This window comes from Paraburkholderia sp. CNPSo 3076 (assembly GCF_026343935.1).
Taxonomy (GTDB): Bacteria; Pseudomonadota; Gammaproteobacteria; order Burkholderiales; family Burkholderiaceae; genus Paraburkholderia; species Paraburkholderia nodosa.
The window spans coordinates 65,312-80,308 of sequence record NZ_JAPMAL010000017.1 but is presented as its reverse complement, the minus strand read 5'-3'; the positions used below and the strand labels follow the sequence as shown (position 1 = coordinate 80,308).

At 66.7% G+C, this 14,997-nt stretch carries 13 protein-coding genes; 10 read left to right on the top strand and 3 right to left on the bottom strand.

All coding sequences use genetic code 11. The features are described from left to right. Nucleotides 1-250: 250 nt before the first annotated feature. The 3 genes from purD to upp all read right to left on the bottom strand — a co-directional run bounded on the left by purD (nucleotide 251) and on the right by upp (nucleotide 3,401). On the bottom strand, nucleotides 251-1,525 hold the full coding sequence (purD, locus tag M3A49_RS20740; protein WP_266230617.1) for a phosphoribosylamine--glycine ligase: 1,275 nt from the start codon (nucleotides 1,523-1,525) through the stop codon (nucleotides 251-253). Between the two features lie 123 nt (nucleotides 1,526-1,648). After that, nucleotides 1,649-2,377 (bottom strand): YebC/PmpR family DNA-binding transcriptional regulator, encoded by a 729-nt coding sequence (locus M3A49_RS20735; protein ID WP_028205715.1) that lies wholly within the window; start codon nucleotides 2,375-2,377, stop codon nucleotides 1,649-1,651. A 373-nt stretch (nucleotides 2,378-2,750) separates the two neighbouring features. Continuing rightward, complete coding sequence (gene upp / locus M3A49_RS20730; protein WP_254336501.1) at nucleotides 2,751-3,401, bottom strand: uracil phosphoribosyltransferase; 651 nt, start codon at nucleotides 3,399-3,401, stop codon at nucleotides 2,751-2,753. A 373-nt stretch (nucleotides 3,402-3,774) separates the two neighbouring features. On the opposite strand from upp, the gene M3A49_RS20725 reads away from it, so the two are divergent. The 10 genes from M3A49_RS20725 (at nucleotide 3,775) to kdpE (ending at nucleotide 14,883) form a co-directional block, all read left to right on the top strand. Next, nucleotides 3,775-4,554: an SDR family oxidoreductase gene (locus tag M3A49_RS20725; protein WP_266230613.1), complete on the top strand. Its 780-nt coding sequence runs from the start codon at nucleotides 3,775-3,777 to the stop codon at nucleotides 4,552-4,554. A 102-nt stretch (nucleotides 4,555-4,656) separates the two neighbouring features. Beyond that, nucleotides 4,657-5,046 carry a methylglyoxal synthase gene (locus M3A49_RS20720; RefSeq protein WP_028205712.1) on the top strand — a complete coding sequence of 130 codons (390 nt, stop codon included), beginning with the start codon at nucleotides 4,657-4,659 and terminating at the stop codon, nucleotides 5,044-5,046. Nucleotides 5,047-5,105: 59 nt separating this feature from the next. After that, nucleotides 5,106-6,080, top strand: coding sequence for a quinone oxidoreductase family protein (locus tag M3A49_RS20715; RefSeq protein WP_266230612.1), 975 nt, complete (start codon nucleotides 5,106-5,108; stop codon nucleotides 6,078-6,080). A gap of 265 nt (nucleotides 6,081-6,345) precedes the next feature. Continuing rightward, nucleotides 6,346-6,468, top strand: coding sequence for a potassium ABC transporter ATPase (locus M3A49_RS20710; protein ID WP_266230611.1), 123 nt, complete (start codon nucleotides 6,346-6,348; stop codon nucleotides 6,466-6,468). Further along, nucleotides 6,465-6,557: a K(+)-transporting ATPase subunit F gene (kdpF, locus tag M3A49_RS20705; RefSeq protein ID WP_027819619.1), complete on the top strand. Its 93-nt coding sequence runs from the start codon at nucleotides 6,465-6,467 to the stop codon at nucleotides 6,555-6,557. Before M3A49_RS20710 ends, kdpF begins: the two co-directional genes overlap by 4 nt. After that, nucleotides 6,554-8,359: a potassium-transporting ATPase subunit KdpA gene (kdpA, locus tag M3A49_RS20700; protein ID WP_266230609.1), complete on the top strand. Its 1,806-nt coding sequence runs from the start codon at nucleotides 6,554-6,556 to the stop codon at nucleotides 8,357-8,359. Before kdpF ends, kdpA begins: the two co-directional genes overlap by 4 nt. Nucleotides 8,360-8,391: 32 nt before the next feature. Then, nucleotides 8,392-10,476 carry a potassium-transporting ATPase subunit KdpB gene (kdpB, locus tag M3A49_RS20695; protein WP_266230607.1) on the top strand — a complete coding sequence of 695 codons (2,085 nt, stop codon included), beginning with the start codon at nucleotides 8,392-8,394 and terminating at the stop codon, nucleotides 10,474-10,476. A gap of 44 nt (nucleotides 10,477-10,520) precedes the next feature. Beyond that, nucleotides 10,521-11,099: a potassium-transporting ATPase subunit KdpC gene (kdpC, locus tag M3A49_RS20690; protein ID WP_266230605.1), complete on the top strand. Its 579-nt coding sequence runs from the start codon at nucleotides 10,521-10,523 to the stop codon at nucleotides 11,097-11,099. A gap of 132 nt (nucleotides 11,100-11,231) precedes the next feature. Then, on the top strand, nucleotides 11,232-14,192 hold the full coding sequence (locus M3A49_RS20685; protein ID WP_266230603.1) for a sensor histidine kinase: 2,961 nt from the start codon (nucleotides 11,232-11,234) through the stop codon (nucleotides 14,190-14,192). Beyond that, nucleotides 14,185-14,883, top strand: coding sequence for a two-component system response regulator KdpE (gene kdpE / locus M3A49_RS20680; protein ID WP_028205706.1), 699 nt, complete (start codon nucleotides 14,185-14,187; stop codon nucleotides 14,881-14,883). The genes M3A49_RS20685 and kdpE overlap by 8 nt, the downstream gene beginning before the upstream one ends. Nucleotides 14,884-14,997 lie beyond the last annotated feature (114 nt).

The window sequence follows — 14,997 nt, the reverse complement described above, 5'->3', positions numbered from 1 at the left end:
GGCCTGACAGCGGCAGTGTAGCGCCGATTGGTGCGACCCCCGGCGCCAACGGCGGCCGCGCGGGCTGCCTGTCGCGCGCGTTTCGGGCTGCTGCGCGGTGGATGGCGTTTCGGCGCGCAGGCGGCCAGACAAAAACGCCGCGAGAGCGCCGTTGCGTAGCGGCCACGGCACGTAGCCAGGCGGGGGTCGCATAGCCGCCCGCTTCGTTTGGGGCCGCATCGAAGCAGGCGGCCCCAACCAGGCGCTGCGCTTACTGCTTGCGCCCCGCGGCGCGATAGCCGATGTCGTTGCGATACTGCATGCCGTCGAACGAGATCCGGTTCACGGTCTCGTACGCCACGCTCTGCGCGCTGCGCACCGAATCGGCGAGACCCACCACGCACAGCACGCGGCCGCCCGAGGTCACGAGCTTGCCGTCCACCCTCTGCGTGCCCGCGTGGAACGTCACCGAATCGGCGGTCTCCGCAGGAATGTCACTGATGCGGTCGCCCTTGCGCGGCGTGTCCGGATAGTTGTGCGCCGCGAGCACGACGCCAAGCGCCGTGCGGCGGTCCCATTCGAGCTCGACCTGGTTGAGCGTGCCGGCAATGGCGTGCTCCACGACCTTCGAGAAGTCACCCTTCAGGCGTGCCATGATCGGCTGCGTTTCGGGGTCGCCCATGCGGCAGTTGAATTCGAGCGTCTTCGGGTTGCCCTGCGCGTCGATCATCAGACCGGCGTAGAGGAAGCCCGTGTAGCGGATGCCTTCCTTCTCCATGCCCGCCACGGTCGGCAGGATGATTTCGCGCATCACGCGTGCGTGCAGTTGCGGCGTGACGATGGGCGCGGGCGAGTAGGCACCCATGCCGCCCGTGTTCGGGCCCTGGTCGCCGTCCTGCAGGCGCTTGTGGTCCTGGCTCGAAGCGAGCGCGAGCACGTGCTTGCCGTCCACCATGACGATGAAGCTCGCTTCCTCGCCTGCGAGGAATTCCTCGATCACCACGCGCGCGCCGGCGTCGCCGAGCTTGTTGTCGGCGAGCATCATGTCGATGGCCTGATGCGCTTCTTCCAGCGACATCGCCACGACCACGCCCTTGCCGGCTGCGAGGCCGTCGGCCTTGATGACGATGGGCGCGCCGTTCTTCTCGACGTAGGCGTGCGCCGCCGTGGCGTCCGAGAAGGTCTCGTAGGCCGCGGTCGGAATGTTGTGGCGCTTCATGAACGCCTTGGCGAAGTCCTTCGAGCTTTCGAGCTGCGCGGCTTCCTTCGACGGGCCGAACACCTTCAGGCCGCGCTGGCGGAACACGTTGACGATGCCGGCCGCGAGCGGCGCTTCCGGGCCGACCACCGTGAGGGCGACGCCTTCGCGCTCGGCGAAATCGGCCAGCTCGTGGATGTCCGTGATGTCGACGTTGGCGAGCCGCTCGTCCTGCGCGGTGCCGCCGTTACCGGGTGCGACGTAGACGAGCTGCACGCGCGGCGCCTGCGCGAGCTTCCACGCCAGCGCATGTTCGCGGCCGCCAGAACCGACGACGAGTAACTTCATGAGAATCCCCGAAAGACCAAGACCAGAAACAGTTGCGGCCGGCGCACAGTGCGCCGGCCGTGAAAATCGCAAGCAGGAGGCGGGGCCAAAACAGACCTCGACGCGGCCTCCCGGGCCGACGCCTTATTCCTCGGCAATCGACGCGTTGGTGTACACGTCCTGGACATCGTCCAGGTTTTCGAGAGCGTCGAGCAGCTTTTGCATCTTCACGGCGTCGTCGCCCGTGAATTCGACCTCGTTCTGCGGCTTCATGGTGACTTCGGCCATTTCGGCCTTGAAGCCCGCGGCTTCGAGCGCGGTCTTGACCTTCGTGAAGTCGAACGGCGGGCAGACCACTTCGATCGAGCCGTCGTCGTTCGTCACGACGTCGTCGGCGCCCGCTTCGAGCGCGGCGTTCATGAGTTCGTCTTCGGGCGTGCCCGGCGCGAACACGAACTGGCCGACGTGATCGAACATGAACGCGACCGAGCCGTCCGTGCCCATGTTGCCGCCGAACTTCGAGAACGCGTGGCGCACTTCCGCGACCGTGCGGGTGCGGTTGTCGGTCATCGTGTCGACGATGACGGCCGCGCCGCCGATGCCGTAGCCTTCGTAGCGGATTTCCTCGTAGTTCGCGCCGTCCACGCCGCCCACACCGCGCTGGATGGCGCGGTTGATGTTGTCCTTGGGCATGTTGGCGTCGTACGCCTTGTCCACAGCCAGACGCAGGCGCGGGTTCGAGTCGATGTCGCCGCCGCCCATGCGCGCCGCGACCTGGATTTCCTTGATGAGCCGCGTCCAGACCTTGCCGCGCTTCGCGTCAGCAGCAGCCTTCTTGTGCTTGATGTTGGCCCATTTCGAATGACCCGCCATACCTTTCTCCGTCTCACGCGCCATGCGCGTGCAGTGTGCAATGTGCTGTTGTCGTTGCGATGTTCCCGGGCGCGGCCTTCACGCGTCGTTCGCGCGGCGCGCGTGATTTTTGCGCGTGCCGCGCGCGTCACGCCCGCGTAGCACCACGTGCCGGCAGGACGGCACGCAGCGCCCGTTCAGGTGGATCTGAATTTTATCACGCCGGGACCGACCGGCTTCGCCTGCCTACGTAACGCAACGCCGGACGATGGCCGGTTACGCCGCCCGCAGGGGGTGCTAAGGGGGCGGGATCGGGTGTGTCCGCGCAAGGCGGGGAAGGGGGCGAGGGCGGCCAGTTTCCCCCTGCCGCCCCTGAACAACCGCGGCGCAGCTGTTAGTTCTTCGTGCCGAAGAGCCGGTCGCCGGCGTCGCCCAGGCCCGGAATGATGTAGGCGTGCTCGTTCAGATGCGAATCCAGCGAAGCCACGTAGAGCTTCACGTCCGGGTGCGCCTTCTGGAACACGTCCACGCCTTCGGGCGCGGCCACCAGCGCGAGGAACAGGATGCGCTCGCCGGGCACGCCGCGGAGCTTGAGCACGTCGATGGCGTGCGCCGCCGAGTAGCCCGTCGCGACCATCGGATCGCACAGGATGAAGGTGCGGTCCTCGAGGTCGGGCAGGCGCACGAGATATTCGACTGGGCGATGGTCGTCGGCACGATACACGCCGATATGGCCAACGCGCGCGGAGGGCACCAGCTCGAGCAGGCCGTCGGACATGCCCACGCCCGCGCGCAGCACCGGCACGATGGCGAGCTTCTTGCCCGCGATCACAGGCGCGTCGATTTCGACGAGCGGTGTCTGCACGCGGCGCGACGCGACCGGCAGGTCGCGCGTGATTTCATAGCCCATCAGCAGTGTGATCTCGCGCAGCAGCTCGCGGAACGTGCGCGTGGACGTGTCCTTGTCGCGCATATGCGTGAGCTTGTGCTGGATCAGCGGGTGATCGAGGATGAAGAGATTCGGGAAACGGCTGTCCTGTTTCATGGCGGGGCGCACAAGGCTGCAAGGGAATCGGAGAATCGGTCGTGCCGCTGCCGCGCGAACCCGAAGCGCACGCCCGGGTTGCGCGGTTGCGGCGAACACGGCCCGCCGCGCGCGGCAAGCGCTCAAGGCTTGCGAGGGCGCCGGGCCGCGCTACAGGCGCAAGTATACGGTAAGCACGCGCGCACCGGCGCGCGCATGGCGCGTTGCGACACCACTTCGCGGACCGGTTGCCGGGCCTCGCGCCATCGGCCTTCCACGCGCCGCGCCCGATTCTTCTAGAATCCCAAAAAGGTCGCAGGGCGGTGCGGCGCAGGGCCTGGCCGTGTCCGCCTTGCCACAGGACGGTCATCCACGCAAAAAGGACACGAAAACGATGGACATGGGCATCGCAGGACGCAACGCGCTGGTGTGCGCGGCCAGCAAGGGACTCGGGCGCGGCTGCGCCGAGGCGCTCGCCGCCGAAGGCGTCAACGTGACGATCGTCGCGCGCACCGCGCAGACGCTGGAGGAAACCGCTGCGCAGATCCGCAGGAGCACGGGCGTGGACGTCAAGGCGGTGGCCTGCGACATCACGACCGAAGCGGGCCGCGCCGCCGCGCTAGCGGCCTGCCCGTCGCCGGACATTCTGGTGAACAACGCGGGCGGGCCGCCGCCGGGCGACTTCCGCAAGTACACCCACGAGGCGTGGATCGCGGCGCTCGAAGCGAACATGCTTACGCCGATCGCGCTGATCCAGTCCACCATCGACGCCATGATCGCGCGTGGCTTCGGGCGCATCGTCAACATCACCAGCTCCTCGGTGAAGGCGCCGATCGACGTGCTCGGCCTCTCGAACGGCGCGCGCTCGGGCCTTACGGGCTTCGTCGCGGGGGTCGCGCGCCAGGTCGCGGCTACGGGCGTCACGATCAACAACCTGCTGCCGGGCGCGTTCGACACCGACCGCATCCAGGCCACCATCGTCGCGCAGGCGAAGGCGAGCCAGATTTCGGAAGAAGAAGCGCGCGCGCGCCGCATGAAGACGATTCCGGCCGGACGTTTCGGTACGCCCGAGGAATTCGGCCGCGCCTGCGCGTTCCTTAGCAGCGTGCACGCGGGCTATATCACCGGGCAGAACTGGCTGATCGACGGCGGGGCTTATCCGGGCACCTACTGATATCCGACTCAGCGCTGGGCAGCCGCGGCGCCGCTGGCGCCGCCTCACGACACGCATCACGACTATTCCGCACGCAAACCCTACGTCAAGGAGACTTACGCCATGCCAACCCGCGTCGCACTGATCGCGCACGACCACAAGAAGGAAGACATCGTCAAGCTGGCGAGCGAATACGTCGATGCGCTGCGCCAATGCGAGATCATCGCGACCGGCACGACCGGCTCGCGCATCGAGGCCGCGACGGGTCTGAACGTCGAGCGCATGCTCTCGGGCCCGCACGGCGGCGACCTGCAGATCGGCGCGCGGCTCGCGGAAGGCAACGTCGATATCGTGATCTTCCTGCGCGACCCGATGACTCCGCAGCCTCACGAACCCGACATCAACGCGCTCGTGCGCGCATGCGATGTGCATGACGTGCCGTGCGCGACGAACATCTCGACGGCGCGCATGCTGCTCGACGTGCTCACGCTGCGCCAGAAAAACGCGGTCTGACGCGCGCGCCGCGTAGCCCGATTTCAGGAAACCAGCCAGGACAACACCAAGGAGACGTGATGACCAAGGCAATCCGATACGACAAGGCCGGTGGCCCCGAAGTGATGAAGTGGGTGGATGTCGACGTGGGCGAGCCGGGCGAGGGCGAGGTGCGCTTGCGCCAGACCGCGTGCGGCCTCAACTACATCGACGTGTATTTCCGCACGGGACTCTATCCGCAGGCGCTGCCCGCCGGGCTCGGCATGGAAGCGGCCGGCGAGGTGACGGCGGTGGGCCGTGGCGTGAGCGCGCTGAAATTGGGCGACCGTGTGGCTTACGTCGCGCGTCCGCCGGGTGCCTATGCGCAGGAGCGCGTGCTGCGCGCCGACCAGGTGATCAAGCTGCCCGACGCGATCAGCGACGAAGCGGCCGCTTCGATCATGCTGCAGGGCCTCACCGCGCAATACCTGCTGCGCCGCACGTATCGCGTGAAGGCCGGCGACACCATCCTCATTCAGGCGGCGGCAGGCGGCGTGGGCCTGCTCGTGTGCCAGTGGGCGAAGGCGCTAGGGGCGACCGTGATCGGCACCGTGGGCTCGGACGAGAAGGCCGCGATTGCAAAGGCGCACGGCTGCGATCATCCGATCGTCTACACGCGCGAGGACTTCACGGCACGCGTGCGCGAGATCACGAACGGTGCGGGCGTGCCCGTGGTGTACGACTCGATCGGCAAGGACACTTACACGAAATCGCTCGACTGTCTTGCGCCGCTCGGCATGTTCGTGAGCTTCGGCAATGCTTCGGGGCCGCTGCCGGCGATCGATTCGTCGGAGTTCGCCGGGCGCGGCTCGCTCTTTTTCACGCGTCCGACGCTCTTCACGTATATGGCGAAGCGCGCCGACTACGAGGCGATGGCCGCCGAGTTGTTCGACGTGGTGTCTTCGGGCGAGGTCAAGACGTCGATCAACCAGCGCTACGCGCTCGAGGACGTCGGGCAGGCTCATGCCGATCTCGAAGCGCGCAAGACCACCGGTTCGACCGTGCTGATCCCGTGACATAACAATTGATGCACTGCCGCGCCGCACGGGGCATGCCATCGGCGCTGGCGCATTGATTCGACCTTTACGTTCCGTGACTCCGTCATGGAGACCCAAAAGGCGCGCAACGCCACCGTTGCGCGCCTTTTTTCTTTGCGGCCCGGCCCGTGATTGCGCCCGCGTTTACGCGTTTTTTATACAAGCGCCAAAACCTTTGATCCGGATTTAATGCCGCAGCGGGTAACTTTCAGCCATCCGTCATCCGCGAATGGAGAACACGACAATGGATGTGCTGTATATCGGGGGGCTGGTGGTTTTCGCCGCGCTCACATACGCGTTGATCGCGGGCTGCGAGAAGCTGATGCAGTACCGCCGCGATCAAGGTGCGAAGGGGGGGCGCCCATGACCTGGATCTTCTGGCTATCGGGGGCGGCAACGCTGTTGCTGTTCGTTTATCTCGTCCATGCGCTCCTGCGCGCGGAGGATATCGAATGAACACCAACACGCTGCTCCAGGCGGGGCTTTTCCTCGTCATCCTGCTCGCGCTCGCGGTGCCCGTATCGGGCTACATGACGCGCGTGCTCGACGGGCGCTCGCGCGTCGTGCGGCTCTTTGCGCCGCTCGAAAACTTCCTCTATCGCATCGCCGGCGTCGATCCGCAGGCCGAGATGAACTGGAAGCGCTATGCGCTCGCCACCATCTCGTTCAACGTGCTCGGCGTGGGCTTTCTCTATGTGCTGCTGCGTATTCAGGGCTGGCTGCCTGGCAACCCGCAGCAGTTCGGCGCGATGACCGTCGACGGCGCGTTCAACACGGCCGTGAGCTTCGTCACCAACACCAACTGGCAGGACTACACGCCCGAGCAAACGGTGAGCTATCTCACGCAGATGCTCGGCCTCACTGTGCAGAACTTCCTTTCGGCGGCGACGGGCATCGTGGTCGTGATCGCTCTGATTCGCGGCTTTGCGCGCCACTCGGTGCAGACCATCGGCAACTTCTGGGTCGACCTCACGCGCACGACGTTCTACATCCTCGTGCCGATGTCGGCGATCATCGCTGCGCTCCTGATGAGCCAGGGCATGATTCAGAACTTCAAGGCGTATCAGGACGTGCCGGTGCTGCAAACCACGACCTATGCGGCGCCGAAGGTCGATGCCCAGGGCAACCCGGTGAAGGACGCGAAGGGTAATCCCGAGACGGTGGACACGAAGGTCACGTCGCAAACGCTTGCCATGGGCCCGGTCGCCTCGCAGGTCGCGATCAAGATGCTCGGCACCAACGGCGGCGGCTTCTTCAATGCGAACTCGGCGCATCCGTACGAGAACCCCACGCCGGTCTCGAACGTCATCGAAATGTTGTCGATCCTGATCATTCCAGCCGCACTGTGTCTCGTGTTCGGCAACGTGGTGGGCGACCGCAGGCAAGGCGTCGCGGTGCTCGCGGTGATGACGGTTGCGTTCGCCATGGCCGTGGGCGGCGTGCTATCCGCCGAGCAGTCGGGCAATCCGATGTTCACGACGCTCAACGTCGACCAGCACGCAAGCGCGCTGCAGGCCGGTGGCAACATGGAAGGCAAGGAAACGCGCTTTGGCATCGCACAAACGGGCATCTTCGTGGTCGCTACCACGGCGGCTTCGTGCGGCGCCGTGAACGCGGCGCACGACTCGCTCACGCCGCTTGGCGGTCTCGTTCCGATGCTCTTCATCCAGCTCGGCGAGGTGATCTTCGGCGGTGTCGGTTCGGGTCTCTACGGCATGCTCGTGTTCGCGCTGCTCGCGGTGTTCGTGGCGGGGCTCATGATCGGCCGCACGCCGGAATATGTCGGCAAGAAGATCGAGTCGTTCGAGATGAAGATGGTCTCGATCGTCGTGCTGCTCACGCCGCTGCTCGTGCTGCTCGGCACCTCGATCGCAGTGCTCGCCGACGCGGGCAAGGCAGGTATCGCCAATCCGGGCGCGCATGGCTTCTCCGAGATCCTGTACGCGTTCAGCTCGGCCGCCAACAACAACGGCAGCGCGTTCGCCGGCCTTACCGTGAACACGCCGTTCTATAACTGGCTGCTCGCCATTGCCATGTGGTTCGGCCGCTTCGGGACCATCGTGCCGGTGCTCGCCATCGCGGGTTCGCTCGCGAGCAAGAAGCGCATTGCAGTGACGGGCGGCACGCTGCCCACGCATGGCCCGCTCTTTGTCGTGCTGCTGCTCGGCACGGTGCTGCTGGTCGGTGCGCTCACCTATGTGCCCGCGCTCGCGCTCGGTCCCGGCGTTGAGCATCTGATCATGATGGGCGTGCATTGAACCGGGGCCTTCGCAACATGAGCGAAACGAAAATGAATCAGCATAGTGCAACTCGGTCCATGTTCGATCCGGCGCTGGTGCGTCCGGCCATCGTGGACTCGTTCAGAAAACTCAATCCGCGCACGCAGTTGCGCAACCCGGTGATGTTCTGCGTCTACGTGGGCAGCGTGCTCACGACGATCCTCTGGATCGCGGCGCTCGTGGGGCAGGCCGAAGCGCCCGCGGGGTTCATCCTCGCAGTCGCGCTCTGGCTGTGGTTCACAGTGCTGTTCGCGAACTTCGCGGAAGCGCTCGCCGAAGGGCGCTCGAAGGCGCAGGCGGCATCGCTTCGCCAGGCCAAGAAAGACGTCATGGCCAAGAAGCTCAACGAGCCGCATCCGAAGGCGCCGATCCGCATCATGACGGCGTCCGATCTGCGCCGCGGCGACGTGGTGCTCGTTGAGACCGGCGACACGATTCCGGCCGACGGCGAAGTGATCGAAGGCGTGGCATCGGTTGACGAATCGGCTATCACGGGCGAATCCGCGCCGGTGATCCGCGAGTCGGGCGGAGACTTTTCCTCGGTGACGGGCGGCACGCGCGTGCTTTCCGACTGGATCGTCGTGCGCGTCACGGCGAACCCGGGCGAAGCGTTCCTCGACCGCATGATCGCGATGGTCGAAGGCGCGAAGCGCCAGAAAACGCCCAATGAAATCGCGCTCACGATCCTGCTCGTCGCGCTGAGCATCGTGCTGCTGCTTGCCACGGCGACACTGCTGCCGTTCTCGATGTTCTCGGTCGAAGCCGCGAAGATGGGCCACGTGGTCACAATCACGGCGCTCGTGGCGCTGCTCGTCTGCCTGATTCCGACGACCATCGGCGGTCTGCTTTCGGCGATTGGCGTAGCCGGCATGAGCCGCATGATGCAGGCCAACGTGATCGCGACTTCGGGCCGCGCGGTGGAAGCCGCCGGCGACGTGGACGTGCTGCTGCTCGACAAGACCGGCACGATCACGCTCGGCAACCGTCAGGCGTCGATGTTCGTGCCTGCGCCTGGCGTGACCGAAGAAGTGCTCGCGGACGCCGCGCAGCTCTCGTCGCTCGCCGACGAAACGCCGGAAGGCCGCAGCATCGTCGTGCTCGCAAAGCAGCGTTTCAACATTCGCCAGCGCGACATGAACTCGCTGCACGCCGTGTTCCTCGCCTTCAGCGCCCAAACGCGCATGAGCGGTGTGGACATGCCCGGCCGCGAGATTCGCAAGGGCGCCGCCGACGCGGTCAAGCATTACGTCGAAACCCATGGCGGCCGTTTCCCCGCCGAAGTCGACAACGCCGTGGACGATGTGGCCCGCCGCGGCAGCACGCCGCTCGTGGTTGCCGAAATGCATGGCGGCACCGCGCGCGTGCTCGGCGTGATCGAGCTGAAGGACGTCGTGAAGGGCGGTATCAAGGAGCGTTTCGCCGAGCTGCGCAAGATGGGCATCAAGACCGTGATGGTGACGGGCGACAACCGCCTGACCGCCGCCGCGATCGCCGCCGAAGCCGGCGTGGACGACTTTCTCGCGCAGGCCACGCCCGAAACCAAGCTCGCGACGATCCGGGAGCACCAGGCGCAAGGCAAGCTCGTGGCGATGACGGGCGACGGTACCAACGACGCGCCGGCGCTCGCGCAGGCCGACGTGGCCGTGGCGATGAACACGGGCACCCAGGCCGCGAAGGAAGCGGGCAACATGGTCGACCTCGACTCGAACCCGACCAAGCTCATCGAGATCGTCGAGATCGGCAAGCAGATGCTCATGACGCGCGGCTCGCTCACGACGTTCTCGATCGCCAACGACGTCGCGAAGTACTTCGCGATCATTCCGGCGGCGTTCGCTTCGACGTATCCGCAACTGCGCGTGCTCGACGTCATGCATCTGACGTCGCCCTCGTCGGCGATCCTCTCGGCGGTGATCTTCAATGCGCTCATCATCGTGATGCTGATTCCGCTCGCGCTCAAGGGCGTGAAGTACCGGCCGCTCGGCGCCGCGACGCTGCTGCGCCGCAACCTGCTGGTCTACGGCCTCGGCGGCATTCTCCTGCCGTTCCCGTGCATCAAGCTGATCGACATGGTGCTCGCCGCGTTGGGCTGGGTCTGAGCCGCGCAGACAGACACACACGGATAGATACATAGGAAGCCAAAATGAAATCGCAGTTTCGTCCTCTGATCGTGATCTTCGCCGTGCTAACGGTCATCACCGGCCTCGTGTATCCGGCCGTGATGACCGCGTTCGGCCAGGCCGCGTTCCACCGCCAGGCCAACGGCAGTCTGGTCGAAGTCGACGGCAAGGTGGTGGGCAGCGCGCTCATCGGCCAGCAGTTCGACGCGCCCCAGTACTTCTGGGGCCGTCTCTCGGCCACCTCGCCGATGCCGTACAACGCGACGAGCTCGAGCGCCTCGAACCTCGGGCCGACCAACCCGGCGCTCGCCGACGAGGTTAAAGGCCGCATCGCCGCCCTCAAGGCCGCGGGTACCGATATCTCGCAGCCCATCCCCGCCGACCTCGTGACGTCTTCGGGCAGCGGACTCGACCCCGAGATCTCGCCGGCCGCGGCCGCCTACCAGGTGGCGCGCGTGGCGCAAGCGCGCCATATGAGCGCGAACGACGTGCAGGCGCTCGTGGACCGCAATACGAAGGGCCGCCAGTTCGGCCTCTTTGGCGAGCCGCGTGTGAACGTGCTCGAGTTGAACCTCGCGCTCGACGGCAAAGAGGTGAGCTGAACGAGAGCGCTGAGCCGCGCCGCACGCTCGACGCCTGGCGCGTCCAGCGTGCGGTTTGCCATTTCCGTGCCACGGTGAGACGATCTTTCGTGCGCGAGGCGCAACCCACCTGATATTCATCCCGATTTCCGCATGAACCGCCCCGATCCCGACGAACTGCTCGACCGGCTGCAGCGCGACGAAGAAAAACGCCGCCGCGGCAAGCTGAAGATTTTCTTCGGCGCGTCAGCCGGCGTCGGCAAGACCTATGCAATGCTGCAGGCCGCGCGCCGCCGCGCCGAAGAGGGCGTGGACGTGGTGGTCGGCATTGTCGAGACGCATGGGCGCAGCGAGACCGCCGCGCTCACCGCCGGCCTCGAAGTGATGCCGCGCCAGCGCATTGCCTATCGCGGGCGGCTGCTCGAGGAGTTCGATCTCGACGCCGCGCTCGAACGCAAGCCGCAGCTCGTGCTCGTCGACGAGCTGGCGCATTCGAACGTGGCCGGCGCGCGTCACATGAAGCGCTGGCAGGATGTGTACGAACTACTCGACGCGGGCATCGACGTTTATACGACCGTCAATGTGCAGCACCTCGAAAGTCTCAACGACGTGGTGGGGCAGATCACGGGCATTCGCGTCTGGGAGACCGTGCCCGACCGCGTGTTCGACCGCGCGGACGAAGTCACGCTCGTCGACCTGCCCGCCGAAGAGCTGCTCGACCGCATGCGCGACGGCAAGGTCTACATGCCGGCGCAGGCCGAGCGCGCGGTGCGCAACTTCTTTCGCAAGGGCAACCTGATCGCGCTGCGCGAGCTTGCGCTGCGCCGCACCGCCGACCGGGTGGACGCGCAGATGCGCGAGTACCGTGCCGACCGCTCGATCCAGCATGTGTGGCAGGCGCGCGAGCGCCTCGTCGTCTGCGTGGGGCCGGGGCCTGAGGCGAACGCGCTGGTGCGCGCCGCCGCGCGGCTCGCCGCGAGTCTGAAGGCCGACTGGATCGCCGTGTACGTGGAGACGCCGAAGCTCCAGCGTCTGCCCGATGCGACGCGCGAGCGCACGCTCGGCGCGCTCAAGCTCGCCTCCGAACTCGGCGCCGAAACGGCGACGCTCGCAGGCGCGGACGCCGCGACCACGCTGGTCGGCTACGCGCGGCTGCGCAATGTGTCGAAGCTCGTGGCGGGCGGGTCGCTGCGCACGGGCTTGTCACGCTGGGTGAAGCGCCCGTTCGGCGAGCGCCTGGCCGAGAAAGCCGGCGACGTCGATCTCACGCTCGTGCGGGCGAGCGCGGGCGAAGCCGTGCGTGGGGGCACCGAGCCAGGAGCTGCGGCCAGTGCCGCCACGCGAGCTGCCAACGCCTGGCGCGATGCGCTTGCGGCCGGGGGCACCGAGCGCTCGCCGCCGCGCGCCTACGGGGCCGCGCTCGTGATCTGCGCGTGCGTGACGCTCATCGCGAACCAGCTGATCGACCGCATCGATCTCGCGAATCTCGTCATGCTGTATCTGCTCGGCGTGATCTTCGCGGCGACGAAGCTCGGGCGCGGGCCGGGCGTGATGCTCTCGTTTGCAAGCGTCGCGGCGTACGACTTTTTCTTCGTGCCGCCGCGCATGTCGTTTTCGGTCTCCGATACGCAATATCTGCTGACTTTCGTCGGCATGCTGCTCACCTCGCTCGTCATCAGCCATCTCACGTCGAGCCTGCGCCGCGAGGCGAGCGTCGCGCAGCGGCGCGAGCAGCGCACCGGCGCGATGTACGCGATGGCGCGCGAGCTGGCCGCGGCGCTTACCACCGAGCAGATCGTGGCGATCGGCAGCCGCCACGTGAGCGAGGTGTTCGGCGCGCGCGTGGCGCTGCTCCTGCCGGATAGCGTCGACAAGGTGCAGCAGAAGATCGAGGAGCCCGATCCGAAGATCATGCTCGAAGCCAGGAACCTCGACATCGACGTGGGCCAGTGGGTGTACGACCAGCAAAAGCCCGCGGGCAACGGCACCGACACACTGCCGGCGGCCGTGGCGCGCTACTTGCCGCTCAAGGCGCCGATGCGCACGCGCGGCGTGCTCGCCGTCGTGACGCGCGACGCGCGCGAACTCCATGTGCCCGAGCAGCAGCGCATGCTCGACGCGTTCGCCGCGCAAATCGCGCTCGCGCTCGAGCGCGTGCACTACGTGGACATCGCGCGCGACGCGCTCGTCAACATGGAGTCGGAGCGGCTGCGCAATTCGCTGCTCTCGGCCATCTCGCACGACCTGCGTACGCCGCTCACGACGATCGTCGGTTTCTCGTCGATGCTCGCGCAAACGCATGAGCCCGAGGATGCGCGCGACTCGCGCTCGGGCGAGCTGATCGAGGCGATTCACGACGAGGCGCTACGCATGACGGGCATCGTCACGAACCTGCTCGACATGGCGCGGCTGCAGGCGGGCAGCCTCAATCTCAATCGTCAGTGGACGCTGCTCGAGGAAACCGTGGGCGCCGCGCTCGCTGCTTGCCGCCGCGTGCTCGCGCGGCATCCCGTGCAGGTGAAGCTGGAGGAAGGCCTGCCGCTGCTCCAGCTCGACGCCGTGCTGATGGAGCGGCTCTTCTCGAACCTGCTGGAGAACGCGGCCAAGTACACGCCCGCCGACACGCCGCTCACCATCGCGGCGCGCCGCGTGGAGGAGGGCGGCCAGCCGTTCGTGCGCGTCTCGGTCGAGGATAACGGGCCGGGACTGCCGCCCGGCATGGGCGAGCGCGTGTTCGAGAAGTTCACGCGTGGCGAGAAGGAGTCGGCCAAGCCCGGCATCGGGCTCGGACTCGCCATCTGCCGGGCGATCGTCGAGGCGCACGGGGGTACAATCGGCGCGTCCAATCGCGTTGCCGCGGATGGCCATGTGGAAGGCGCGACGTTCTGGTTCGCGCTGCCCGTAGAGTCGCCGCCGCCGCTGCCCGCCGATGTGACCGATGCGCCAGAGGCACGCGAAGCGCTCGAGCCGCTCGAGCCGCTCGAGCCGCTCGAGCCCGCCGCAGAGGAGGCCGTCCCGCGGATGCCCGCCGCACGGGAGGCCGTTCCGCGGATGCCCGCCGCACGGGAGGCCGTCCCCCCCAAAACCATCGATCCGAAACCCGCAAATGAGTGACCCGAGCATCGCCGTCGTCCTGATCGAAGACGAAAAACAGATTCGCCGATTCGTGCGCGCAACGCTGGAGGGCGAGGGCATCGTCGTGCACGACGCCGAGACCGGCAAGCAGGGCCTCGTGGAGGCCGCCACGCGCAAGCCCGACCTCGTGATCGTCGATCTGGGCCTGCCCGACACCGACGGCCTCGACGTGATTCGCGAACTGCGCGGCTGGAGCGATCTGCCCGTGATCGTGCTGTCGGCGCGCACCCAGGAAAGCGAGAAGGTGGCCGCGCTCGACGCTGGCGCCGACGACTACCTCACGAAGCCGTTCGGCGTGTCCGAGTTGCTCGCGCGCATTCGCGCGCAGCTACGGCGGCGCAACCGCGGCGGGGCGAACGAGGCGCCGCAGGTGAGCTTCGGCGCCGTGAACGTCGATCTGGGCCTGCGCCAGGTCACGCGCGAAGGCGCGCCCGTGCATCTCACACCGATCGAGTACCGCCTGCTCGCCACCCTCGTGCGCGACGCGGGGCGTGTGCTCACGCACCGGCAACTGCTGCGCGAGGTCTGGGGGCCGTCGCACGTGGAGAGCAGTCATTACCTGCGCATCTACATGGCGCATCTGCGGCAAAAACTGGAGCGCGATCCTGCGCAGCCGGAGCACATCATCACGGAGACGGGCGTGGGGTATCGGCTGGTCGGCGTGCAGTAAGGCCGCACTGCGAGCCTCCACCGCGCTGGTGCTATAATTACAGTTTTGTAAGGACGGCCTTACGGATTTTGACGTCATCGGGGACGGCCCCATTTTTTAAATGGAGCGTTCCTC